We start from the raw sequence: 24,205 nt of genomic DNA on the forward strand, positions 1-24,205 counted from the left end.
TTGTGCTTACTAGCCGAGATACTGCGTCATCGCCCTAATCAAGGTCGCCTCCTCAAACGGTTTCGACACATGATCGTTCATCCCGGCCAGCCGGTACCGGTCGATTTCTTCTCTGATGGCGTTGGCCGTCAGGGCGATGACCGGAACGCCCAGCTTCAGGTCGTTGCGGATGATGGCGATCGCTTCCAGGCCGCTCATGACGGGCATTTGCACATCCATCAGGACAAGGTCGAAGGTTTGCTCCCGGAGCAGGCGGACGGCTTCCGCGCCGTTGACGGCTTCGGCGATCACGACGCCGTATCCTTTCAGGAGGGTTTTGACGACAAAGCGGTTGAGTTCGTTGTCTTCGACGATGAGGATGTGTTTGCCTTTGAGCAACGCCTTTCCGGGGAGGTTGTCGGCGTCGGACGGGAGGTCGGCCTTCTTGCCGCGTTGGAAGGGCAGGGTGAGGCAGACTTCGGTCCCTTTGCCTTTTTCGCTAAAGACCTCGATGTCTCCGTTCATCAGCTTGATGAGCTGGCGGGTGATGGCCATGCCGAGACCGGTTCCACCGTATTTCCGCGCAATGCTGCGGTCTTCCTGGCTGAATTGTTCGAAAATGGTGGACAGGAAATTGGCGTCCATGCCGATACCGGTATCCTTGACGACGATGCGGACCAATTGGGAGGACGGTGTGGCATTCAGCACAGAGCAGGTCACGTCCACGCCCCCTTTCTCGCTGAATTTTATGGAATTGCTGAGGAGGTTTAACAGGACCTGGTTTAGCCGGTGGGGGTCTCCCATCAGGATGGGATAAAGCCCCGCGGGGAGGTGTATGCCCAGTGCGAGCCCTTTTTCCGTGGCATCCGGTTCCATGACGTGGATGGCATGGCGGATCACATTGTCGAGGTTCATCCCGATCGATTCGATGCTCAGCATACCCGCCTGTATCTTGGACATGTCCAGGATGTCGTTGATGACGACCATCAGGTGGTTGGTCGCGGTGTGTATGGTGTCCAGGTATTGTTGTTGTTTGGCGTCGAGGGGCGTCTTTTTCAACTGGATGCTCATGCCCTTGATCGCATTCATCGGGGTCCGGATCTCGTGGCTCATATTGGCCAGGAAACTTTCCTTGGCTTTGGCGGACTGTTCGGCGGATTCCCGGGCTTCCTGGAGCTCTACTTCCAGCTTCTTCCGGTCCGTGATGTCCAGCGCGATCAGCACCGAGCCACGGGCCACGCCGGAGTCGTTATAATTGGCGGCGCGGCTGACGAACCACCAACGGGTATCCCCCTTTTTGTTTTGGACTGCCACTTCAGAGGCGTCTGACAGGCCGGGCAAAAAATTCTGCCCGGTCAGCTCCTCCGGCGTATAGCCGGACATGTCGCAAAAACGCTGGTTGACGTATTGGATCAGCCCTTCGTTGTCGGCCTCCACCAGCCCCAGGTTCATGTTATCGATGATGTTCCGGTATTTCTCCTCCCGGAGACGGATGTTTTGTTCCGCCAGTTTCCGCTCCGTGATGTCCGAATGGGTACCCACAATCCTCGCCGGCATACCGTCCGGATGCCGGCGGATGACCATGCCCCGTTCCAGGATCCAGATAAAATGTCCGTCGCGGTGGAGGACCCGGTATTCCCTTTCGTGCCACGAGATGGCGTCGCGGGAGTAGGCCTCGTCGACCTCGAACAGGATGTGTTTGTCCTCCGGATGGACAAGGCTCAGCCATTTGCCGGGACTGATGACGGTGTCCTCGTCGTCGAAGCCCAGCATGGCGTGGTGACGGGGGGAGATAAAGACGTCTTTTTCCGGAAGATAATATTGCCAAACGCCTTCACCCGCCCCTTCGAGCGCAAAGTGCCACAACTCTTCGGAGGCTTTCAGACGGGCTTCGTCCCGTTTGCGTTTGGTGATGTCCTTGTAGTTCCAAAGTTGCCCGGAATAGATCCCGTCGATAAATATGGGAATATAGTCCCGCTCGACGATCCGGCCGTCTGCTAAGTGGATTTCTTCGTCGACCGCAACCTTTTTGTCCTCCAGAAGCCGGGCGATGCGCCGGGTAAAGCGCTCCGGCTCCAGGAAAAGGCTGTTGTGCCTGGCGGTCATGCGCGAAAAGTCCTGACCGACCAGGGCCTCGGGGGAGCGGGGAATGCCAAAGATGTCGCAAAAAGTCTGGTTTGTCAGGGCGACCAGTCCGTGCTCATCCTCCAGCAGGATCCCCGTCTGCATATTGCGTATGAGTGCCGACAGACGGTTGGCGGCGACCTTTCTTTTGTTGACTTGTTCCGACAGAAACCCGGCAATGTCCGCCAGGTTTTCGGATTCGAGGACAATCCCCCCTTCTCCCAACGAGACGGCGGCCTCTTTCAACTGCTCGATGGACAGTTTTTTTTGCGCCAGCTCTTCCTTGAGTTGCCGGGTAACCTCGATGTACTCCTCTTCGCTGATTTTGAAGGCGCGTTCGGAGAGCTCCCGGTCGCGTTCATAAGCGTTGTAGGAATTATTGATAGCCTCCAGGAATGGAATCAGTTCCGCGGGCAAGGTGCCTTCCCGCAAATGTTTTTGCATTTGCCGTTCCAACAACTTATTCCACTTCATAAAAGGTTGTTATCGTCATCGTCTGGTTGTGCAGCTGACAGGCGCCGCCAGACGTAAGCGGGGAAAGCTCCCCATACGAGTAAAAGCCCGCCAGCAACGTCCGGTGGTCAAAGACCCGGTCGACCGCTTCCACTTCTTCGTCTATGCGCGACCGGAGGATCAGTTTCCGGCCCACGCAACTGATGAGCAACGCAAACTGCGGCGGAAAGTCCGGTCCCGCCACGGCCCCCGAAGCGGCGTTGGAGGCGGCATGCGTCAGCCGGTCGAAATTGGCCCGCATAAAACGGACCTTGGACCCCACCGGTATGTTCCCCGCAAAAGTCATCGAAGCCGTAGGTTCGTCTATGGACAGGATGGTACGCACAACGGGTTCCGTTGCCCCGGGGAGTATGACGGCCAGGGGAAAAAGTAAAGCAGCCCCCGGTAGCCCATCGGCCTCCGGTCCCAGGTAGTGTTTGTAGATATCCAGCGCGTTTTTGCCGTCGATCTCGTAAAGGACGTTGACCTCCGACCGTGTCACGGCTTTTTCCAACCCAAAGGTTTCCCATCCTCCCTGTGATCCATGCCCCACCTGCAGGTGATCGCCGTAAAAACCAACCGCGGCAATCAACCCTTCCCTGGGTGTACCGCCCGCGCCGATGAGCGTAGACTGAAACCGGTCCCCGTCCCCCGCGAGGCCGCCCGTCAGAAGGACATCCCCCGCCACCGAATTCATGCCTTCGGATAGACTGCTGCCGTTGACCTTTCCCCCATCCGACAACACCAGGACATACCGGAGCCCCTTCGGGTCAAAACTTGTCATCAAGGCCCTGCCGGCCTCAAAACTGTCCGGGTAATCCGCAATATCCACCGATTTCAGAACGAGGGGGGTGTGTTTGAAACAAAAGGCCGTCACCGAGGCGCTGCCATCCGTAACCTCGGTATGGCAGATCTCTCCGGCCGTGGAACAGACCAAAATCGCCGCTTGAGGGAATTTCCGGTGAAGAAGACCATAAAGATCCGTGTCGTCGAGCACTGCCCGGGAGGAAAAACACAACACGAGGGCAGCGTTCTGCTCTTCAAAGGCCCCGCTCGTCTTGTACCGGTCAAAATCCCCATGGGTGTACCTATAAAGCGCGCTTTGCATAGTCGGTGGTTTTACAATATACTGAATTATAATATATAATGGGCCGATATTTTTTTCTATATTCGGCACGGATTTTTCGCCCGCACTCATTCGGAATGCTGCCCAACCTTAACCACACATCATGACACGCCTATTATCGTTCTGCCTTATCCTCCTTTCATGTACTGTTGCCCGGGCCCAATCCAGCGGCTCCTTTGTCGTCGGGGGCAGCATCAATAACTACTACCCTGTGGCTTTCCAGGATGGCGCCTGGTCCGGCAATATCGCTACCGAGCTCCAGATCGGCCGTTCCTACATCCACCAAGACGTCAACTGGCGGGGCGCCGTCATTGCCAAATTCCGCTTTCATTCGAACAACTGGGGCAACGCCGCCAATTTCATCGATGCTGACGTCCGGACGGCGACTACCGGGACGATCACCAGCTTCGTTGGTGGATGGCAGGACGTCAGCTTTACCAATGCATCAACGCAAATCGTCATCTGGCTCAAGGGCGGGACGACTACTTACTACTATAATGCGAACGCCGCGGTCAACCCGGTCGTTTATGACGGCGTCGCCAATGCGCTGCCTTTTACGCCCTCCGGTGGAAGCGCCCTGACCTATAAAACAGCGGCCGACAGTTATGTGAGCACCCAGGGAAGGTCTTCCGCGGGGAACCTGGAGCTCACCAGCAACCTCATGATCAATGGGGGTGGTTCTTATGGGCAAATGGACATCTATTCGGACCTCAATGCCGGTTACCAGTTTGTCGCGGGCGGCAGCTTTTCAGGCACCGCATGGGCGGGCAAAATGATCATCAACTATGCCAATTATAAAGGCAACAATGCCCGGTTTACCATCGATTCCCTGGGCAATGTCGGTATCGGGACGGTGACGCCCCAAAGCCTTCTGGCCGTTGCCGGCACCATTACCGCCAAACAGGTCACCGTCACCCAAACCGGCTGGTCCGACTTCGTATTCTCACCGGCATATCATCTGCCTTCCCTGGACAGTGTCGCCGCCTATGCCACCCTCCACCACCACCTGCCCGGCGTCCCCAGCGAAACCGAGCTGGACAAAAACGGTCTTGACCTGGGCGCCATGCAAAAGCTGCAAATGCAAAAAATCGAAGAGCTCACCCTGTATTGTGCCCAGTTGGCCAGGGAGAACAAGGCGTTGAGGAATGAAATAAACAAACTGAAAAAATCCCACTAATGCGTAGCCTCCTTCTTGCCACCGCCTGCGTCCTGTCCCTGGCCGCACAGGCCCAGACCTATGTCCAGCTCAATCCAAGCGCCGCCCAATCGGGCAGCACGAATATCACGGGGACGCATACCGCAGGCTCCTTTTGGGGCAGCCAGACCACAACCAATGCCGGGAATACCCACTTTGGTCTTACTGAAGCCGGTGTCACCCGTTGGGGGATAGGGACATTTCAGGCGGAAAATGGAACCAACCTCGTGGGGAGCGATTTTGCCGTCTTTGGTTATGACAATACCGGCGCTTATATCGGCACCGCTTTGTATATCCAACGAAACACTGACTTTACGGCCATGGGTTTTGGGACCGGTATATCCACCCCGGTTTCCTTCCTCCAACTAAAGATGCCCGCAAATGGCGCCAGCACGGCCAACTCCACCTTAACCTTCGGGTATCCCAATGACCAGGGAAACACGAATGTGGCCGTCGGCGCGGTGACCGGGGGATACAACATCGACTTCAATACCTGGAGGGATGTTCAACCCAACCAGATCGGCGCCCGGATCAGGGCGGAGCGCCTGAATAACTATGGAGCCAACAACGGGCTCATCCAGTCCATGGACCTCGCCTTCTCCACCTCCGATGGAGGCAGCCAGGCCTCGTTGCTTGAACGGATGCGGATCAAATCGAATGGTTATATCGGTATCGGGACAACCAACCCCCAAAGCCTCCTGGCCGTAAAAGGCACGATCACCTGCCAGCAGGTCACCGTCACGCAAACCGGCTGGTCCGACTTCGTTTTCGACCCCGGGTATCATCTGCCCTCGCTCGACAGCGTCGCCGCCTTTTCCGCCCGCTTCCACCACCTGCCCGGCGTCCCCAGCCAGGCCGACCTCGACAAAACCGGTATCAACCTGGGCGCCATGGCTAAAGTCCAGATGCAAAAGATCGAAGAGCTCACCCTTTACCAGGAAGACGCCGATAAAAAGATCAGCAAACTCCAACAGGAAAACGCAGACCTCAAAGCCGAACTCGCCGGGCTAAAGGCCGCGGTACAAAGGCTGGAAGCGGCGAAGAATTGATATTGGTGGATTGACATAATCCCCTTATTTTTGCACCCTCATTGGCGGGCCGCCCCGCCGTAAGTCGCTCTTTATAAGCCGTTTTAGCTCAGTTGGTAGAGCGGTTCACTCGTAATGAACAGGTCACCAGTTCAAGTCTGGTAAACGGCTCCATTTTCCCCCTCTTTTCCGAAAAAAGTAAAACAAAATCCCTCCATCGCCGGAAAAAATCTGGATTTTCGGAATATCGTTGCATGCTAAGGACAATCCCCCGACATTTGAAGCCTTAGAAATATAGCGCATGAAACAGACTGCTTTACTACTCTTTTCCCTGACCTCCATTGTCTATGCCCAAGCCCAGCCCAAGCTGGTCCAAACCGTCTCCAAAAAAGGCGACGAAGTCGTCATCCCCTTCCAGAAATACACCCTGGACAACGGCCTTACGGTCATCCTGACGGAGGACCATTCGGACCCGATCGTACACGTGGACGTGACGTATCATGTGGGATCGGCGAGGGAAGAGATCGGCAAGTCGGGTTTTGCGCACTTTTTTGAGCACATGATGTTCGAAGGGTCGGACCATGTGAAAAGCGGGGATCACTTTAAGATCATCAGTGCGGCCGGCGGGCAGCTCAACGGCTCCACCAACCAGGACCGGACAAACTATTTCGAAACGGTGCCGAGCAACCAGCTGGAGAAAATGCTTTGGCTGGAGTCGGACCGGATGGGTTTTCTGATGGATGCGGTAACGCAGCCGAAGTTCGAGATCCAGCGGTCCACGGTGAAGAACGAAAGGGGGCAGAACTACGACAACCGGCCGTATGGGTTGGCGTCCGAAGCGGCGTCGAAGGCCTTGTATCCCTATGGCCATCCTTATTCGTGGCTGACGATCGGGTACATCGAGGACCTGAACAAGGTGGATGTGAACGACCTGAAACGTTTCTTTCTGCGGTGGTACGGGCCTAATAATGCGACGCTGACGATCGGTGGTGATATTGACGTCAAACAAACGCTAGCGTGGGTCCAAAAATATTTCGGCGCCATTCCGCGCTGCCCGGATGTTCAGAAGATGGATTTGCCGGCGCCGGTGCTGGACGCCGACAGGTATATTTCTTACGTAGACAACTATGCACGGTTGCCGCTTCTGTATATAGAGTACCCGGGCGTGAAGATGTATGACAAAGACCAGGCGGCCCTGGATGCCCTGTCGTTGATCATCGGGCAGGGGAAGAACTCGCTGCTCTATAAGGACTTTATCAAAACCCGTAAGGCGGCTCAGGCCAGCATGAGCTCCGACAATTCCGAGCTTGCCGGTACGATCGGTATCCAGGTGATCCCGTATCCCGGGGCGAGCCTGGCGGATATGAAGCACAAGGTGGATTCTGTGTTTGCCGAATTCGAACAACGGGGTGTCACGGACGATGACCTGGCCAGGTTCAAGGGGAGCGCGGAAGCGGATTATATCAACTCGCTGGCGAGCATCAACGGGAAGGTCAGGGAACTTGCAGCGGCCCAGACGTTCACCGGCAACCCCGACCAGATCGGCCGCGAACTGTCGGACATCCGCCGGGTGACCAAAGAGGACGTGTTGCGCGTGTATAACCAGTACATCAAGGGCAAACCCGCGGTCATCCTGAGCGTACTGCCCAAAGGCGGCGCGGCGCAGCCGGTGGCCGCGGATAACTATACCGTGGACAACACCCATTACCAGGCGCCGGACTATGGGTATGCCGGTCTGGTGTATCATAAAGCCAAGGACAACTTCGACCGGAGCGTAGAACCATCCACCGGTCCGAATCCCGTCGTGAAAGTACCCGCTTATTGGACGGGCACGACAGACAACGGCATCCATTTGATCGGCACGTATACCGACGAGATCCCCACGGTAACGGTCAACCTAAGCATAAAGGGTGGGGGATTGCTCGCTGCATTGGATACGGCCAAGGCCGGGCTGCCGAATATCACCGCGCAAATGCTCAACGACGAAACGGAACACTTTACGGCGGAGCAGTTCAACGCCGAACTGGAGAAACTGGGGAGCACGATCCAGGTATCCGCGACGGCCGATGCCACGGTGTTCTCGGTGTCCTCCCTGACCAAAAACCTGGACGCGACGCTGGACTTGCTCAAGGAACGCCTGTTCCATCCGCGGTTTAGTGCCGAATCGCTGGAACGCATCCGGAAAATGACCCTGCAGGGCTTCCAGATTGCCAAGACACAACCCGCCGGGGTGGCGACCTCTGTGTTTGGGAAGGTGCTGTATGGGCCGGACAATATCCGTACGTACGGTCTGGCGGGGAACGAAAGGACGGTGCCGAGGATCGGCGTCGAGGATGTGCAGGCGTTTTATGATCGTTATTTTGCGCCCAACCTTACGTCGGTGACCGTGGTGGGGGATGTTTCGGAAAAAGAGATCCGCCGCAAGCTGTCCTTCTTAGACACCTGGACACAAAAAGACATCAACGTACCGGGCGCGGATACGACCGTTGCTGAAAGAACGCCGAATACCATTTATCTCGTCGACGTGCCCCACGCCGCCCAGTCGGAAATCCGCGTGGGCTATGTTACAGGCGTGAATTATGACGCCACCGGCACCTATTACCGGTTGCTGTTGGCCAACTATCCCCTGGGCGGTGGTTTTGACAGCCGTCTGAACCTGGACCTCCGGGAGGAAAAGGGGTGGACGTATGGCGCAAGCTCCCAGTTCGCGTCGGGTAAATACGGGGGTACCTTTTCCGCAGGGGCGGGGGTCCGTGCCGCTTCGACGGACAGCGCGGTGGCCGAATTCGTAAAAGACATCAGCGGATATACGGACGGCGGCGTCACACCCACCGAGCTGGCTTTTATAAAAAGTTCCATCGGCCAAAGCGACGCCCTGAAATACGAAACCAATGCCCAGAAGGCGTCGTTCCTGTCCCGCATACAACTGTATGGTCTTCCGCACGGTTTTGTCGATGAACAAAACCGCATCCTGAAAGCCCTTACGGCGGATGACGTCAACGACCTGGCCAAACAATACCTGGACGTGCACCGGATGGCTATCGTGGTGGTGGGGGACAAGGAACGGATCCTGCCAGGTCTTTCCAACTTAGGCTATAGCATCGTCGAGCTTGACGCGGACGGGCGGCGGAAATAGCGTATTTTGGGCAAAAATCCACCTGTGACGAAAGCCATAAAGTTTTTGCCCTTTTTCCTTTTCCTCTGCTGGCTGGCCCTTTTTATCCTTCAGCCCGTCGCGTTGTTTAATGACTCTCCCGGTTACATGGCCGACGCCCGGAACCTGTTCGACCCGTCCTACCATACGATCCGGCCGGTGCTGTTTCCCTTTTTCCTCCGGGTGGTGGACACGCTCCATATCAAACTCAGCATTGCCGCGCTGGTGGTCAACACGGCCAGCTTCTGGTACCTGCTGAAAATGGCGTCCGGGCGTTGGATGTCGACGGGAAATGCACTTTTCCTAAGCGCTTTTTTTCTGATGACCGGCATCTGGAGCTATTGCGGGACCTGTCTGACGGAAACGATCCTGCCTTCGGTGGAGCTGTGGATGTTTATCTCACTTGTGCGAATCATCCGTGAAAAACGCATAGCGTTCATGATCCTCTACGCCGTGGCCATCTGTCTCCTGGGAACCCTGCTCAAACCCTGGATCATGCTGATGGTCACGGGCACGGCGGTGCTTCTTCTGGCGGCGGCTCTGCTACTACCTGCCTTCAAATCAGCGCGGGTCCCGTCGGCGGTCCTGTTGCTCGTCAGTGGGATCTCCTTTGCGGTCAGCTTCCGGTATAACCAAAGCAAAACCATGGAAACCGCCAACCTGGTCATGTTGATGGTCAGCTCCGGGAATGAGGGGAAATTGAGGGACCGGCTGGCGAACGACAAGGGACTGACCCCGGATTCCGCCGCCTTTATCGCGGCCCTGGTCACGGACATCGATACCATCAACCACAAATACTACGGGAATGCCTGGGACGCGTCCACGGCCCACGCGGTGAAGTATCTGAACGTTTGGGACAAAGGCGACGTACCCGCGATCAAAAAAGGGTTTCACCTCATGTACTTCGAGCACTTCAGGGATGAGCTGGGGCTGTGCAGGCTGTCGCTGCAGCGGTACGTGATAGACCTTGGATTGGGCGCCGCCTGTTTGAATATGACGTACAAGCCCGAGCTCCCCGGGTTGAGGTCGTTTGCCATCCCGCTGCTGGTGGCGGCCACACTTGGCTTCATCGTGTTTAACTTCAAGCGGTTGACAAGCGGCCCGCTGTTGCAGGACCCGCTGACCATTTTTACGCTTGTTGTCCTGCTGGCGTCGGTCGGCTTCTGTCTTTTCCTTTGCCTGGCGGGCGCCAACGAGCTTCAGCGGAACGTCCTCCCGGGGGTGCTGTTCCAACTGTACGCCCTGACGTATTTTGCATACAGAAAGGATTACGTAGCTTTGCCGCCCCATGACGCCCCAACGCTATGACCGCCTGACCTCGGTGTTGAACAAACGGCAGAACGACCTCACCGTGGTCCTGGAGAACGTCTTCGATCCGCACAACATCTCCGCGGTGATGCGGACCTGTGACGCGGTCGGCATCCAGGAGATTTTTATCCTCAATACCCGCATCGGGCCCCACAAAAAATGGGGCGCCAAAAGCTCGTCGAGCGCGAGCAAGTGGCTGACGATCCATCAATTCACCGATGCAAACGCCTGTTTTGAAGCGGTGCGGGCGCGCTACGACACCCTCCTCACCACGCATCTTTCCAGCGACGCCAAAGGGCTCTACGAGCTCGACCTGACGGGCAGGGTCGCCCTGGTTTTCGGGAACGAACACGAGGGCGTCAGCGACGGGATCAGGGACCGGGCGGACGGTAACTTCATCATCCCGCAGGTGGGGATCATCCGGTCCCTGAACATATCGGTTGCCTGCGCCGTTACGCTGTACGAAGCCTTCCGGCAAAAAAGCGGGGCGGGTCATTACGCCGCCCCGAAATTGGGAGAAGAGATGCGCACCGCGCTGTATGACCAGTGGGGTATCGACCCCGAGATCACGGGCGTAGAGTAGATCCCTTTTCCGAGAGCCAAAGCCCGGTGAACCGGCTGACCTCGTTGTAGTTATTCATATTAACATGCGCCTTTTTCATTTGGGTGGCAAAATTGCCCGTCACCGCGACGAGCTTGAAGGCATGGGTCGCGATGGCATAGGATGCCAGGTCCGGTGCTGCAGTCGTGGCCCCGGCTATATTAGCGAAGAAAAAGTGCAGGCGCACCACCCCGACTTTGGCCTCGTAGGCAAAGTTGATGGTGTAGGCGTTGGATGCATCCAGGAGTTGATAGGGCAGCGGTAGCCATTGGGTGGCGTCAAAATATACATCAGGAACGAAATAAACCATGACCACACCGCTGTCGATGATGCCCGCGGTAACCGAGTTGAACGCAGCGTCGTAATACCGGGTTAAATACGCCACCTGGCCTGTTGTAGAGGTTATAAGATAGTAGTACGAATTATACGTCCATTGGCTGTTGGTTACCGTAAACGTATCGACCTTAACGTTGGCGTTGCCCTCGGGCCCCTGCAGGGAGATGGGGATACCCCAACCTGTGGCGGTTTTGGGGCCGTACAGCAGGTAATTGGTTTTGTCCAGGTAGTAGTCACCGACCGCCCCCAAGGTGCTGGCGGGCGCAGTGGTCCCGGAGTAGATCTGGCTGCCGGCCGTGCCGGCGGCACCTGTCGCGCCGGTGGCCCCTGTTGCACCAGTGGCACCCGTAGCGCCCGTCGCCCCTGCGGCACCCGTTGCCCCGGTTGCGCCCTTGAGGGAGACCCCCGAGCCCCAACCCCCGTCACTGACCTTCGGGCCATACAGTATCCCTGTATTCAGGTCCAGGTAGTAGTCCCCGTTGTTGCCATCGGCTAAGGTAGGCGCACCATACCCGGTAAGGATCACCGAGCCATTCGCGCCGGCCGGTCCAACCGCCCCGGTCGCTCCCGTGGCGCCGGTGGCCCCGGTCGCACCTGTAGCACCGGTCGCACCGGCCGGTCCCGCAGGACCCGTTTTGGTGCAGGCGTAGCCGCACAAGATCATGACGGCGATGAGTGAGATAAGTTGTAGATGTTTCATGAGACAAATCTATTTCCGGGTCCGGGCCCGGTAACGGCCGTTTATCAGCAGGGCCGGACAAAAGGGTAATTGCCGGACCCCGTCGAGCCGTTGCCAAACGCGAAAAACACCGGTGACCGGGCGGCGTTTTTTGAGTAACTTGATTATTTGTACGAAGTGCGACACATCCTTTTTGGCCTCCTATGCCTCTTGTCCATAACCGCCCAGGCCCAGCCGGCCGGGAACGTCTTTGCGCATTTTACCGAGGAAAAAGGCCTCGCCTGCGACCAGGTACAGGGGTTTTGCCAGGACGCCCAGGGATATATCTGGATCGCTACCTTATGCGGGTTGCAACGATACGACGGGTACCGGTTTTTTACCTACCGGCAAGACCTCCACAACCCCGACGCCCTCCAAACCGATTATGTCAGTACCGTTTTCGAAGACAGCAAGCGCCGCCTGTGGGTCGGTACGGGGAGCGAATCCGCGTACCTGCTGGACCGCTCCACCGGAAAGTTTTACAGCTTCAACGCGCATTGTACCAATAAAAACAACCTCACGACAGGGGTCATAAAATTTGTCGAGGACGGCCGGGGTGATATCTGGATGTTGGATAAGACAGGGCTGTTAAAGCTCAACAACGACACCCATCAATTTGAAAACGTCAATGCCCTGCTGGGCATGACAGGCGCCGCCCGGCCCGTCGTCCTGGAGCGCGACCCGCAGGGCAACCTTTGGCTTATCTCGGCGGCGGGGCTGACCTGTTACGACATACGGGAACACCGGTGTTATGACAAAGCCCATAACCCTTCCGGGCTGCAGGTTTTCAATCTCAGGCAACCGGTCACCGGTCTTTTGTTCGACGACGACCGGGGCGCCTGGCTCAGCACCGAGGACACCGCGACCCTCTACCGGTTTGACTTTCGGGAGAACAAGATGCAGACATACCCTTTGGAAGTGCACAGCAATGTCGTCAACGTCTTTGGCAAGGACCACAAAGGGCATATCCTCGTCTCGGCGTCGAACGAAGGGCTGATCATCTTTGACGAGGTGTCGGGGACTTTTTCACGGATGCCTTTGGACAACAACGACCCCTACGGGCTGCACGGGGAAACGGGCAATTTCGTCAATGTCCACACCCTGACGGACAGGGAAGGGAATGTATGGCTGGGTACGGACAACGGGATCGACGTCCTGAATTTCCGTAAACGGTATTTTTATTATTATGGTACCGCCTCCTCCGACCCCACGGAGGGGCTTTTGCAAACACCGGCGGACAAGGATATCTATGTGGCCTCTTATTCCACCCACGGCGGTATCCTGCGGCTGGACAGCAACCTCCGGGTAAAAAAGAAGTACTTTTTTGCAAAACCGGAGGACCTGCGCAACCAGTTGTGGTGTCTTTACCGGGATGAGAACGGCAGGATCTGGGCCCCCAACCAGGACAGAACGATCGGGGTTCTGGATCCTTCGACCGGCAGACTGTCTATCCAGGCCGACAGCGTCCTGAAGGGTTGTATCCACACCCTGCAAAGGGACGGCCAGGGGAACGTCTGGATCGGGCATTGGTCAAAAGGGCTTCTCCGGATCGATCCCTACACCCACCGCAGCCAGGCGTTTTCCCGTCCCACGGCGAACCTGTCCGGTCCCGTAAAGAATGTGACCACCTTCTACCTGGATGGGGATAGCGTCATCTGGGCAGGGACTATATCACAGGGGTTTTTGCGTTTCGACCGGCGTAAAGAGGTTTTTACGGACGCCTTCCTGTTCGATCAAAAGAACAACGCGTCCATCAGCAGCAATACCGTGACGCAGGTCCTTCCCTATAACCGGGATACCCTGCTCTTAGCCACCTGGGGGGGCATCGATATTTTTGACAAAAAAACAAAGACCTTCCGGTCCCTGACGGTCAAAGGACTCACCAGCACCTATGTACAGGCCCTTGCCCTGGACAGGCAGGGCCGGCTTTGGGCCTCGTGTATCAACGGGTTTTTCAGGATCGACGTGCACACCGGGGAGACCACGGCCTACGACGCGGGAGACGGGATCATGTATTCCAGTTTCGAATACCGGCCCTTTCTCCAACTCGCGGACGGCCGCTTCATGGTGGCCGCCACGAAGGGGTTTATGGTTTTCCATCCCGACAGCATCGGCCGGGAGGAAGCGCCCCCCGATGTGACCATCACCCGTTTCGCGGTCTATGACCGGGGGATGGACATAGATACCTTCGTCGACCATTCCCGGCCCCTTGTCTTGACCTACCTGGACAATAACCTAAACATCGAATTCTCCGCGCTACAATATTCGACCCCGGGCAAAATGCGCTACTATTACCAGTTACAGGGTGTCGACAAAGGCTGGGTGACGGCGGGCAAGGACCAAACCGCACGGTATAACCAACTGGAGAGCGGCCATTACGTATTTATGGTCAAATGCGTCGATCGCAACGGGGTGGCCTCCCGGGGTGTCACGCTTTTGCCCATCTACATCGTGCCGCCCTTCTGGCGCACCTGGTGGTTTTTTACCGGCCTGGCGCTGCTGGCCATGGCCGCCGTTTTTGGCGTGGCGCGCTGGATCGATAATAGGAAAAAGGAAAAGGAAATGCTCCGGCTCACCTACGACCGGAAGATCGCGGTCATGGAAATGAATACCCTCCGGGCCCAAATGAACCCGCATTTCCTGTTCAACAGCCTTAATTCGATCAATACCTTTATTCTGAAAAACGACCAGGAAAACGCGTCGGACTACCTGACTAAATTTTCCCGGCTGGTGCGGCTGATCCTGGATAATTCCCGGACCGAATGGGTCACGCTGGACAACGAGCTCCGCGCCCTGGAATTATACATCGAACTGGAGACCCTCCGTTTCGACAAGCCCTTTGCGTATGCGATCCATGTCGACCCGGCCGTGGACCGTACCCACGTGGTCGTTCCCCCGCTGATCATCCAACCCTATGTGGAAAATGCTATTTGGCACGGACTCTTACACCGTAAGAGGGCAGGGGGCCGGATCGTCATCGACGTTTGGAGAAACGGGGAGGCCTTGATGATCAAGATCGCGGACAACGGCGTCGGAAGGGCCGCGGCCGCCCGGCTCGAAAGCAAAAGGGACAGCCCCTATAAGTCGCATGGCATGAAGATCACCGCAGAGCGGCTGGCCGTGGTCAACGAAGTGTACAAGGTCAACGCCGCCGTGTCGGTGGAGGACGCCTCCGAGTCCGGTACAGAGGTATTGTTAACCATTCAATATAGAACGCATGCAGGCATTAATAGTTGATGACGAAAGACACTGCAGGGAAGGGCTGGCGATCATGCTCGCCAAATATTGTCCCGGGGTGGAAGTGCTCGCGCAATGCCCGGATGCCAGGACCGCCCTGAAAGCCATCGGCAAGTACCAGCCGGACCTGATTTTCCTCGACATAGAAATGCCCGTCATGAACGGCTTCGACATGCTGGAGCGCTGCAAGGAATACGACCTGGAAATCATCTTTACGACCGCCTATAATGAATACGCCATCCAGGCCATCCGGCGTAGCGCCATAGATTATCTCCTCAAACCGGTGAGCAAAAACGAACTGATAGAAGCCGTGAACCGGGCCACGGAGGCCAGGAAAAACAAAGCGTTGCCCGAAGGCCCCCCTCTCCGGTCCAGGATCGCTTTACCCACGATCGACGGCCTGATCCTTCTCGACCTGAAGGACGTCATATACTGCGAAGCCGAAAACAACTACACCCGCTTCCACCTGTCCGGCGGAGACTCAGTGTATGTGTCCAAAACGCTCCGTAAGGTGGAAGACCTGCTGTTGGACAACCCCGATTTTTTCAGGATCCACCATAGTTTTATCGTCAACCTGAAATATGTACAGCGCTACTTCCGGGGGGACGGGGGTGAGATCAACCTGGCGACCGGTTTGCGCATACCCGTGTCCAGGGCAAAAAAACAGGAGTTCCTGGACCGCCTGGAACGTTTGTAAACGGCTCAACCGGGCCGGCGGATTGTCTTGGAATGGATACCCGCTGCTAAACGGAGCACCTGGGTGTCGCCCCGGGGTTTTTCTTTGCAGCAAAAACCCATGCGAACAGTCTCACTACTCCTTACCCTTTACCTCCTCCTGATCGTCGTGCCCGCTTGTAAGAAATCCGGTAGCACACCCCCCCAAAAAAACATCGCCTATATCTACCTGGCGGGCACCACCGACGCGGAAGCCTTTAAGACCCTGCTGCAAGCCAACGGCTGCGCAGTGACCCTGGTGGAAAAATCCAACGTCGCCACCGCCTCCTTTGCTGCCTACGACCTGATCGTCATCGACGACAGCAGTTCCAACTTTGGCGGCACCGGCACCCCGTACAGTTCAGCGTTTACCAACTGGTCCACCGCCGATTCCGCGGCCATCCAGGGCGCGCACAAACCGCTCCTGCTGGTCGGGCTGGGCGGCATGTTGTACGCCAATAGGATCAAGGGACCGGTCGACCTCGTAACCGACATGACCTCTGCCCCGATCGATACCGTACAGGTAGGTGGAATACCCGCTTCGCTTTTTCAAAGCCCCCTGACCGTCACGATACCGGCAAATGATGAACTGGCGTTGTATACCGCGCCCAGCGAAATTGTCGAGATGTATTATGCAGCCCCGGTGCCTGGGGTTTCTTTCATTGCACGCAACAACTACACCACTCCCATCACCGCTACGTATGGCGCCATTGGGACGGTGGCTGGTCAATATGGCTTTTGGGGCCCCCGCGGCAGAACCACCACACTCACCACGACGGGCCAGGCACTCTTAGTGAATTTTGTGTTTTACTGCTCCGGGTTGTGACCGTGCGCCCGCGCCTTTACGACTTTGATCGCCACATTTAACTCAAACCCGATGAGCAGGAACAGCGAATTCAGGTAGACCAGGAACATCAGCACCATCACCGTGCCGATCGACCCGTACAACCGGCTGAAGTTGTTGAAGTGGTTCACCCAAAAGGAGAAAAAGCCCGTCACCATGGCGATCAGGAAGGTTGCCAGGACGGAGCCCGGGGAGACCAGCTTCCACTTCCGCCGGCTGGCCGGGGCGAATTTGTAGATAAAAGCCACGGAGAAAAAGAAGAGCAACACGATCACCGTCCACCGCAGGATCTGGATCAGGAACCGGATGGTGATGCTGCGGATCCCGGCGTGATGCATAAACATACCCAACAGGTTTTTCTGCGTCACCATAAAAAGGACGAAGCCCAGCACCAGCAGGATAAGGATGGTCGTCAGACGGATCGCCATCCAGCGCTTCCGAAGGATGTTCCGCCGTGTGATTTCCCGGAAAGAGCGGTCAAACGTCCGCATGATCCCCATCGTCGCGTTGGACGAATAAAAAACGACGATCAGGAAAACGACCGACAACAACCCGCTGTGCGTTTTGCCTAAGAAGTCGGTGATCAGGTCATGGACATACGTATACGTACTCGACGTGGGCGTAATATCCTTGGCGATATTGAAGAGCTCCCGCGTGATCTGGGTCGACACCGGGAGATAGGGGACAAGGGTCAGCAAAAAAATCAGCGCCGCCGGGATGGTCATGATGAAGTTAAACGAGATGGCCGCGGCCCGGTCGTTCAACCCCACCTTCCGGATCTGGCGGACAAAAGCCACAAAGACATCCCAAAGGGGTTGCCCCTCGAAACCCGGCAGGTACCAACGCCTGCTTTTGCCAACGAGGTATTTGATCGGAGGGAAGCGAAGTATGCGGCTTTCGAGTTTGGTCATTTTGATTTCATTAGGCTATCTAAAGCCTCCTGGTACGCCTTCGCATTCTTTATATGCGTTGCATAATCCGAAGCAAAAGTAGAATATCCCGAGAAATCCGGCTTTGCCACGAAAAACAGGTAGTCCGTTTTGGGCGCCGCCAGCGTCGCGTCCAGGGTCTTGACCGAGGGTGTGCAAATCGGGCCCGGCGGCAAACCGGGGTTCATATACGTATTGTAGGGAGACTCGATACGGGTATACTTGTCGTAGATCCGTTTGATCGAAAAGTCGTGCATCGCAAACTTCACGGTGGGATCCGCCGACAGACGCATGCCCTTGGCGAGGCGGTTCAGGTAGACACTTGCGATCAGCGGTTTGTCGCTGTCCTTCCGGGTTTCCTCCTCCACGATCGATGCCAGGATATACGCCTGGGTCGGCGTGATCCCCAGGTTTTGCGCTTCCGCCCTGCGCTGGGCGGTCCAGAATTTGATCTCATTGTCCCGGAAAAGTTGCAAAAGCTGGGGGATCGTACTGTTCCAGTCGGCCTCGTACGTATCCGGGATCACCAGCGTCAGGACGTTATCCGTATCCCGGTCAAAAGCCTTTACAGAATCCGTGTTCTCCAGGTAGTTCAACACATCCGCCGAATCCGGTTCGAACAGCGTCCCCAGGGCGCCGGCCAGTTCTTCTTTTGTATGGACCTTTGTCAGGACTAGTTTGATCGGCGTGGTATTGCCGTTTTTTAAATCCTGGAGCAGGTGCAGCAGGCTGTACCCGTGTGGGATCTCGTAGCGGCCCGGTTTGACCTTGTTCCAAACCCCCATCTTCGTGGCCAGCCAGTCAAAAATCCGGGGATATTTGATGTACGCCGCCGAATGCAAGGTTTGCATCACCGACGCCTTGTCGGTTTTACCCGTATGTACGTACAGCGATTTTTTAGGGGGAGCGAAGCACGTGCCCGGTCCAATAACCACCCAGGCAGCGGCGGCACAGAGGAGCAGCAATGCGATGAAGAGTAGAGTAAGGATTTTACGCATAAGATGGATTTGTTGTGTTGCGGGCGCCGCAGGCGCCATAAAACCAAAACCCTGCCAGTTACGGCAGGGTTGGGTTCAAATATAGTATTTTTTTTTAACGGGCAGGTGCTTGTTGAGCAGGGGTATTAGAGCCCATATTGCCTACATTCCGGCCGTTGGCGTCGGCCTTTTTGTTGATGAAAAGACCGGAAGAGAGACACAGCAGGGCGATGATCACCGCAAAAAGCCAGGTCCCGTTTTCCAGAACGTCCGTGGTCTTTTTAACCCCCATAATTTGGTTGCTAAAACCGGAAAAGCTACCGGCCAGCCCACCGCCCTTCGAATTCTGCACGAGGACCAAAACGCTCAGGATAACGCAAGCCAGGACGATCAATGCCAGAAATAACCAAACCATATTACAGCTTATTTAATTGTTCAATTTTGGCGGCAAAGTACGCCCTTTTTTCGGGATGTTGCAAACTTAATTTGTTATATACTTCCACAGCCTTGTGGATCTTCCCCTGCAGCACCCAGACGTGCGCCATCGACTCCGTGACAATGGCGTCCCGCTGCTGGTTGGCGCTCGACGCCAGTTGCAGGATCTCCGCCTCCGTCGCCGCATCCAGGTCCGTGTGCCGCTGATCCATCGGGTGGATACGCTTCATCGTCTTCAGCCAATCCGTAAAGCTCTTCAGGTGCCTCGTGAAGTTGTCGCTGGAATTCTCGTCCAGCTCCAGCTTGATCCCCTGTGACGCAAAATAGTCGACCGTATGCAGCGGCTCGAACGTAAAGTCGTGCGCCAGCGGTGTCAGGCTGAACGGGAAGGGCGCGGGTTCCGCCGTCGGAAACGCCGGCGGCGGCGCGGGTTGATCGTCCCGGTGGACCGCCGGGCCCTGTTCGGGGCCGTCGGTGTCGTCGGGGTCGCCGGCTTCGAAGTCTTCCAAGGGGGGGAGCTCCGGTTCGGCTTCCGTCGCAGGCGCTACGTGTTCGTGCGCCGTTTCCGGCGCCGCGGCCGCCACAGGCGCCGCAACCGGCTCGTGCGCCGTTTCCGGCGCCGCGGCCGCCACAGGCTCCGCAACCGGCTCATGCGCCGTTTCCGGCCCCACCGCTGCCGTCACAGGCTCCGCGACCCCTGCCACGGGCTCCGCCACGGCTGCCTCTGCAACCGGCTCCGCTATTGCCGCGACCATGTACGGCAAATATGGCTCCGCGGGCGCCGCCACCTCGTGCGCTGCCACGGGTTCGTGCACCGGTTGTGCCGCCATGGTATCGTGCACCGTTTCCGGCTCCGCCGCCAACTCGCGAGGCACCGCCGCCTCGTGCGCCACCATCGCTTCATGCACCGCGACCGGTACCGTCGCTTCCTCGTGAGCCCCCATCAACGTAGGGATCTCAATCTCTTCCTCCTCCATTCCCGGCCAGGGGACAAATCCGTGGCGGTGCGTTGCCTCCTCGGCAGACGGTGGCGCCGCAAATGTCGATGCCGCAAAGGCTTCCGTAACGGCCACCGGTGTCGACGGCGGCGGCTCCGGCACCGCCGGTCCGGGTATCTCCGGCTCATCCGGGAAAGAAGGCGTCGGCGCGGGCGGCGCAGGCTCCGGCGCAGGTGGCACGGCAGGCGCCGGTGCTGGCGGCACTTCACGCGCCGGTGGCACTTCCCGCTCCGGCCGCGCCGGCGCAGGTTTCGCCGCGATCGACTCGAACGGCGCCGCCTCGAAGCGGTACGGCACCTGCGCTATATAGGCCGGTGTCGCCGTATGATCCGCCAGCTCCAACTGGTAATACAACCACCAGGGATTGCGGAAAAATGCATGCAGATGCTCCCGCTGAATCTGGTAGGAATCCTTATCGCCGGTCTGCCTTTGTTTTTTTGCCAGCAGCAATTGCCCTATGGAAAAATACGGATGACTGTTCACCAGCCTTCCCAGGTCATTCACACTTAGCTGTTCCAACGAATGACGGTCATTCAATGCTTCGTATAGCAACTCTGCGTTCATCTTTTACAAGCTAGGTAAATTTTACCAGTTGGAGAAAAGCCGGTTGAAAATATCGTTGGACATGTTCGTCACGATCGAGGACAGCAGCTGGGATTCCACCGCCGAAAAGCTCTGGTTTGCGGGGAAGTCGATGCTGCTCGTCACGTCGTCCTCAAAGTCCGCTGGGGTCACGTTCTTGCCCGTGGGGTCCAGATGGTTATGGAAAACAATGTGGAAAGTCGCCACCAGCCTGGAACTGGACGCCTGCTGGTTGCTGATGCCCGAGGTGCTTACCCCATAAGACGAGATATAGCCCCCGACCTCATAGTCCGCATTGTCCGAGTTGGTCTGCGTCAGGCGCGTTTGCCCCACCACCTTTTTGCGCACCGCATCCTGCAGCTGCGGCGCCAGCGAAGGGTTGATAAACTGTGCTTTGTTCTCGAAATTGTCCAGCTTGATGGTCTTTACCTTCGGATCGATCGAGGCCCCGCTAAAGGAATACACCTTGCAACCGGCCACCAGGGCAATCAACGGCAATAGGAATAGGTAGCGATACATATCTTTTCTTTTACTCATCAATGTCATACTCTTTCAACTTGCGATACAGGGTGCGTTCGCTGATCCCCAGGTCCAGGGCCGCGTCCTTACGCTTGCCCTTGTGTTTTTTGAGCGCCTTGACGATCAGCTCTTTTTCCTTGTCCATAATGTTCAACGACTCCTCGACCTCCACGTGTTCGTGGATGTCGTTATGGTCCAGGAGTACGGGTAGGGTAGACGGAGACGTGATCACCGGCTGGTGGGCGTAGTCCGCCGGGGCCAGCTCATTAAACGCCCCTTCCGGTTTTAGCGCCGACAGGCTCGACGGATTGACCGCCTGCGGGTTTTGAAGGACGTCGAAAAACATCTTCTTCAGCTCGGTCACGTCCTTTTTCATATCAAAAAACAACTTATACAAGATCTCCCGCTCGTTGTTAAACTCGTGCCCGTTAGCGCTTTGCGGTGCCAGGACCGGCAACCGGTTGTTGCTTCCTTCCGGCAGAAACTGCCGAAGTTCCGTCGCCGTCAGCACTTTGTTCTGGGATAAAACGGAGATCTGCTCCGCAATATTTTTCAACTCCCGCACATTTCCCGGCCAGTTATAGGCGATCAGCGCCCGGCGTGCGTCATCGTCCGGGAGCACCGGGGTCGTCCGGTAACGCTCCGCAAAGTCCGTCGCGAATTTCCGGAACAGTAAAGGAATATCCTCCGGCCGCTCCCTCAGCGCGGGCACCCGAATGGGTACGGTACTCATCCGGTAATACAGGTCCTCGCGGAACTTCCCCGACTGTGTAAACTCCAGGAGGTCCTTGTTGGTCGCGCAGATTACCCGCACGTCCGTTTTTTGCACCTTCGAAGACCCCACCCGGATGAATTCGCCCGTTTCCAGGACACGCAACAAACGTGCCTGGGTCCCCAGCGGCATTTCCCCGATTTCGTCCAGGAAAATGGTACCCCCGCTGACCGTTTCGAAATAACCTTTACGGCTGTCCACCGCCCCGGTGAACGCGCCCTTTTCGTGACCAAACAATTCAGAATCTATCGTCCCTTCCGGGATCGCGCCGCAGTTCACGGCAATAAAGGGGTTATGCTTGCGGGCGGACAGCGTATGGATCACCTGCGAAAACACCTCCTTCCCCACACCGCTTTCCCCCACGATGAGTACGCTCAGATCCGTCCCCGCCACCTGCGCCGCCACGCTCAGCGCGTAGTTCAGGGCAGGGGCGTTCCCTATAATGCCAAACCTGTTTTTTATCGATTGTATGTCCATAAATTATTCCGCTATGCTACCGATGAGGGTAGCTTGTGTACAATCCTCCACCCGGACGCGCACGTAGTCGCCCTTGGCGAGCGCGCGCCCACCTTTTTGGGCCGGGCCCTCGCCTTTTTCGGCAGCGCGCCCGCTTTTTTCGGGCGCCGCGCCTCCGGATTTTGGGAAAACGATGACCTTGTTTTGCGTATTCCGGCCCATCCAATGCTGGTCGCTCCGTTTCGAGTCCCCTTCGATGAGCACCGTAAACGTCCGCCCGATGTCGCGGCGGTTGCTGTCCAGCGACAGCCGGTTCTGCACCTGGACGATCTCCTCCAGCCTGCGTTTTTTCACCTCCAGCGTGATGTCGTCCGTATACCGGCGGGCCGCCAGGGTCCCCGGTCTTTCGCTGTAAAAAAACATATACGACATATCATACCGTGCATACTCCATCAGGCTCAATGTATCGGCATGATCATTTTCCTCTTCCGAACAAAAACCCGCGATCACGTCGCTCGAAATACCGCAATCCGGTATGAGCTCGCGGATCCGGTCCACCTTGGCCATATACCATTCTCGTGTATACGTCCGGTTCATCATCTGCAACACCCGCGTGCTCCCGCTTTGCAGCGGCAGGTGGATGTACTTGCAGATGTTTTCGTGCCGCGCCATCGCGTGCAGCACCGCATCGGTGATGTCTTTGGGGTGTGACGTACTAAAGCGTACGCGCAGGTCCGGGCTGATCGAGGCGACCGCTTCCAGCAGGTCCGCGAACGTGGTGACCGCGGCCGGCGTTATCGTGGCTGGCGCTACCGCGGCCCCCGGTGCACCCGCGGCCCCCGGCGCACCCGCGGCCCCCGGCGCACCCGCGGCCCCCGGTGCACCCGCGGCCCCCGGCGCACCCGCGGCCCCCGGCGCACCCGCGGCCCCCGGCACACCCGCGGCGCCCGGCGCCTGATCGGCGACCCAGTAGTACGAATCCACATTCTGCCCCAGCAACGTCACCTCCTTATACCCCCGCGAATACAGGTCCCTGCACTCGGCGACGATAGACGCCACGTCCCTGCTGCGTTCCCGCCCGCGGGTAAAAGGAACCACGCAGAAAGAGCACATATTGTTGCAGCCCCGCATGATGCTCACGAAAGCCGTCACCCCGTTCGAATCCAGCCGCACCGGCGAAATGTCCGCGTACGTCTCTTCACGGCTCAGCAATACGTTCACCGCCTTCTGCCCCGTCTCTGCTTCTTCGATCAGCCCCGGCAGCGAGCGATACGCATCCGGTCCCACGACCAGGTCCACCAGGTGTTCCTCTTCCAACAGCTTTGCCTTCAGGCGCTCTGCCATACAACCAAGGACGCCGATCAGCAACCCCGGTTTCTGGTCCTTCGCCTTCCGGAATTCCGTAAGCCGTTTGCGCACCGTCTGCTCCGCTTTTTCCCGTATCGAACACGTGTTCAGAAGGACAAGGTCTGCTTCCGCCGCATTCCGCGTCGCGCCAAACCCCTGTTCCTGTAAGATAGACGCTACGATTTCGCTGTCGCTGAAATTCATCTGGCATCCATAGCTTTCTATGTAGAATTTTTTTGCGTAGGCATTCGGATCTCCTTCAAAAGGCGCAAACGCTTCCCCTTGTCTGCTTTCGTCGTGCGTCTTGTCCATCAATACTTCATGCATGGTTGCA

The 24,205-nt window shown here is 57.1% G+C and carries 18 protein-coding genes and 1 tRNA gene; 9 read left to right on the forward strand and 10 right to left on the reverse strand.

Annotated features, from left to right (window positions below):
- Positions 1 to 9: 9 nt before the first annotated feature.
- The gene (locus EDB95_RS25700) at positions 10 to 2,577 is read right to left on the reverse strand and encodes a PAS domain-containing hybrid sensor histidine kinase/response regulator (protein WP_133999448.1); all 2,568 of its coding nucleotides are present in this window, start codon (positions 2,575 to 2,577) and stop codon (positions 10 to 12) included.
- On the reverse strand, positions 2,564 to 3,703 hold the full coding sequence (locus EDB95_RS25705; RefSeq protein WP_133999451.1) for an FIST signal transduction protein: 1,140 nt from the start codon (positions 3,701 to 3,703) through the stop codon (positions 2,564 to 2,566). The genes EDB95_RS25700 and EDB95_RS25705 overlap by 14 nt, the downstream gene beginning before the upstream one ends.
- 121 nt (positions 3,704 to 3,824) lie before the next feature.
- Here EDB95_RS25705 and EDB95_RS25710 point away from each other — a divergent pair, with 121 nt between their 5' ends.
- From EDB95_RS25710 to EDB95_RS25735, 6 genes are all read left to right on the forward strand, one after another.
- Positions 3,825 to 4,898, forward strand: a complete 1,074-nt coding sequence (locus EDB95_RS25710; protein WP_133999454.1) for a hypothetical protein — start codon at positions 3,825 to 3,827, stop codon at positions 4,896 to 4,898.
- Positions 4,898 to 5,965 (forward strand): bZIP transcription factor, encoded by a 1,068-nt coding sequence (locus tag EDB95_RS25715; RefSeq protein ID WP_133999457.1) that lies wholly within the window; start codon positions 4,898 to 4,900, stop codon positions 5,963 to 5,965. The genes EDB95_RS25710 and EDB95_RS25715 overlap by 1 nt, the downstream gene beginning before the upstream one ends.
- Positions 5,966 to 6,042: 77 nt before the next feature.
- Positions 6,043 to 6,118, forward strand: a tRNA-Thr gene (locus EDB95_RS25720).
- 127 nt (positions 6,119 to 6,245) lie between these two features.
- Positions 6,246 to 9,080 carry a M16 family metallopeptidase gene (locus EDB95_RS25725; protein WP_133999460.1) on the forward strand — a complete coding sequence of 945 codons (2,835 nt, stop codon included), beginning with the start codon at positions 6,246 to 6,248 and terminating at the stop codon, positions 9,078 to 9,080.
- Positions 9,081 to 9,104: 24 nt separating this feature from the next.
- Entirely contained in the window at positions 9,105 to 10,406 is a 1,302-nt protein-coding gene (locus EDB95_RS25730) for a hypothetical protein (RefSeq protein WP_133999462.1), read from the forward strand.
- Positions 10,387 to 10,989, forward strand: coding sequence for a TrmH family RNA methyltransferase (locus EDB95_RS25735; protein WP_133999465.1), 603 nt, complete (start codon positions 10,387 to 10,389; stop codon positions 10,987 to 10,989). The genes EDB95_RS25730 and EDB95_RS25735 overlap by 20 nt, the downstream gene beginning before the upstream one ends.
- Here the strand turns inward: EDB95_RS25735 and EDB95_RS27420 are convergent.
- Positions 10,973 to 12,043 carry a hypothetical protein gene (locus tag EDB95_RS27420; RefSeq protein ID WP_162852792.1) on the reverse strand — a complete coding sequence of 357 codons (1,071 nt, stop codon included), beginning with the start codon at positions 12,041 to 12,043 and terminating at the stop codon, positions 10,973 to 10,975. The genes EDB95_RS25735 and EDB95_RS27420 overlap by 17 nt on opposite strands.
- 156 nt (positions 12,044 to 12,199) lie before the next feature.
- Here EDB95_RS27420 and EDB95_RS25745 point away from each other — a divergent pair, with 156 nt between their 5' ends.
- From EDB95_RS25745 to EDB95_RS25755, 3 genes are all read left to right on the forward strand, one after another.
- Entirely contained in the window at positions 12,200 to 15,298 is a 3,099-nt protein-coding gene (locus EDB95_RS25745; RefSeq protein WP_246073795.1) for a sensor histidine kinase, read from the forward strand.
- Positions 15,279 to 15,995 (forward strand): LytR/AlgR family response regulator transcription factor, encoded by a 717-nt coding sequence (locus EDB95_RS25750; RefSeq protein WP_133999471.1) that lies wholly within the window; start codon positions 15,279 to 15,281, stop codon positions 15,993 to 15,995. Before EDB95_RS25745 ends, EDB95_RS25750 begins: the two co-directional genes overlap by 20 nt.
- 99 nt (positions 15,996 to 16,094) lie before the next feature.
- The gene (locus EDB95_RS25755; protein WP_133999474.1) at positions 16,095 to 16,838 is read left to right on the forward strand and encodes a hypothetical protein; all 744 of its coding nucleotides are present in this window, start codon (positions 16,095 to 16,097) and stop codon (positions 16,836 to 16,838) included.
- Here the strand turns inward: EDB95_RS25755 and EDB95_RS25760 are convergent.
- From EDB95_RS25760 to EDB95_RS25790, 7 genes are all read right to left on the reverse strand, one after another.
- Positions 16,820 to 17,767 carry a YihY/virulence factor BrkB family protein gene (locus EDB95_RS25760; protein WP_133999477.1) on the reverse strand — a complete coding sequence of 316 codons (948 nt, stop codon included), beginning with the start codon at positions 17,765 to 17,767 and terminating at the stop codon, positions 16,820 to 16,822. The two genes, EDB95_RS25755 and EDB95_RS25760, sit on opposite strands and share 19 nt — an antisense overlap.
- Positions 17,764 to 18,783, reverse strand: coding sequence for an endolytic transglycosylase MltG (gene mltG / locus EDB95_RS25765; protein WP_162852793.1), 1,020 nt, complete (start codon positions 18,781 to 18,783; stop codon positions 17,764 to 17,766). The genes EDB95_RS25760 and mltG overlap by 4 nt, the downstream gene beginning before the upstream one ends.
- 94 nt (positions 18,784 to 18,877) lie before the next feature.
- Positions 18,878 to 19,177, reverse strand: a complete 300-nt coding sequence (gene secG / locus EDB95_RS25770) for a preprotein translocase subunit SecG (RefSeq protein ID WP_133999482.1) — start codon at positions 19,175 to 19,177, stop codon at positions 18,878 to 18,880.
- Position 19,178: 1 nt separating this feature from the next.
- Positions 19,179 to 20,759: a hypothetical protein gene (locus EDB95_RS25775; RefSeq protein ID WP_133999485.1), complete on the reverse strand. Its 1,581-nt coding sequence runs from the start codon at positions 20,757 to 20,759 to the stop codon at positions 19,179 to 19,181.
- A 21-nt stretch (positions 20,760 to 20,780) separates the two neighbouring features.
- Positions 20,781 to 21,296, reverse strand: coding sequence for an LPS assembly lipoprotein LptE (gene lptE / locus EDB95_RS25780; protein WP_162852794.1), 516 nt, complete (start codon positions 21,294 to 21,296; stop codon positions 20,781 to 20,783).
- A 10-nt stretch (positions 21,297 to 21,306) separates the two neighbouring features.
- A complete protein-coding gene (locus EDB95_RS25785; RefSeq protein WP_133999491.1) occupies positions 21,307 to 22,545 on the reverse strand; it encodes a sigma-54 interaction domain-containing protein in 1,239 nt (412 codons plus the stop codon).
- A gap of 3 nt (positions 22,546 to 22,548) precedes the next feature.
- Positions 22,549 to 24,198: a MiaB/RimO family radical SAM methylthiotransferase gene (locus EDB95_RS25790; protein ID WP_133999493.1), complete on the reverse strand. Its 1,650-nt coding sequence runs from the start codon at positions 24,196 to 24,198 to the stop codon at positions 22,549 to 22,551.
- Positions 24,199 to 24,205: the final 7 nt, after the last annotated feature.

The organism is Dinghuibacter silviterrae, assembly GCF_004366355.1.
Classification (GTDB): Bacteria; Bacteroidota; Bacteroidia; order Chitinophagales; family Chitinophagaceae; genus Dinghuibacter; species Dinghuibacter silviterrae.

Coding starts and splice junctions, on each gene's coding strand:
- EDB95_RS25700 (WP_133999448.1), bottom strand. CDS start 2,577: ATGAAGTGGAATAAGTTGTTGGAACGGCAAATGCAAAAACATTTGCGG.
- EDB95_RS25705 (WP_133999451.1), bottom strand. CDS start 3,703: ATGCAAAGCGCGCTTTATAGGTACACCCATGGGGATTTTGACCGGTAC.
- EDB95_RS25710 (WP_133999454.1), top strand. CDS start 3,825: ATGACACGCCTATTATCGTTCTGCCTTATCCTCCTTTCATGTACTGTT.
- EDB95_RS25715 (WP_133999457.1), top strand. CDS start 4,898: ATGCGTAGCCTCCTTCTTGCCACCGCCTGCGTCCTGTCCCTGGCCGCA.
- EDB95_RS25725 (WP_133999460.1), top strand. CDS start 6,246: ATGAAACAGACTGCTTTACTACTCTTTTCCCTGACCTCCATTGTCTAT.
- EDB95_RS25735 (WP_133999465.1), top strand. CDS start 10,387: ATGACGCCCCAACGCTATGACCGCCTGACCTCGGTGTTGAACAAACGG.
- EDB95_RS27420 (WP_162852792.1), bottom strand. CDS start 12,043: ATGAAACATCTACAACTTATCTCACTCATCGCCGTCATGATCTTGTGC.
- EDB95_RS25750 (WP_133999471.1), top strand. CDS start 15,279: ATGCAGGCATTAATAGTTGATGACGAAAGACACTGCAGGGAAGGGCTG.
- EDB95_RS25755 (WP_133999474.1), top strand. CDS start 16,095: ATGCGAACAGTCTCACTACTCCTTACCCTTTACCTCCTCCTGATCGTC.
- EDB95_RS25760 (WP_133999477.1), bottom strand. CDS start 17,767: ATGACCAAACTCGAAAGCCGCATACTTCGCTTCCCTCCGATCAAATAC.
- mltG (WP_162852793.1), bottom strand. CDS start 18,783: ATGCGTAAAATCCTTACTCTACTCTTCATCGCATTGCTGCTCCTCTGT.
- secG (WP_133999482.1), bottom strand. CDS start 19,177: ATGGTTTGGTTATTTCTGGCATTGATCGTCCTGGCTTGCGTTATCCTG.
- EDB95_RS25775 (WP_133999485.1), bottom strand. CDS start 20,759: ATGAACGCAGAGTTGCTATACGAAGCATTGAATGACCGTCATTCGTTG.
- lptE (WP_162852794.1), bottom strand. CDS start 21,296: ATGTATCGCTACCTATTCCTATTGCCGTTGATTGCCCTGGTGGCCGGT.
- EDB95_RS25785 (WP_133999491.1), bottom strand. CDS start 22,545: ATGGACATACAATCGATAAAAAACAGGTTTGGCATTATAGGGAACGCC.
- EDB95_RS25790 (WP_133999493.1), bottom strand. CDS start 24,198: ATGCATGAAGTATTGATGGACAAGACGCACGACGAAAGCAGACAAGGG.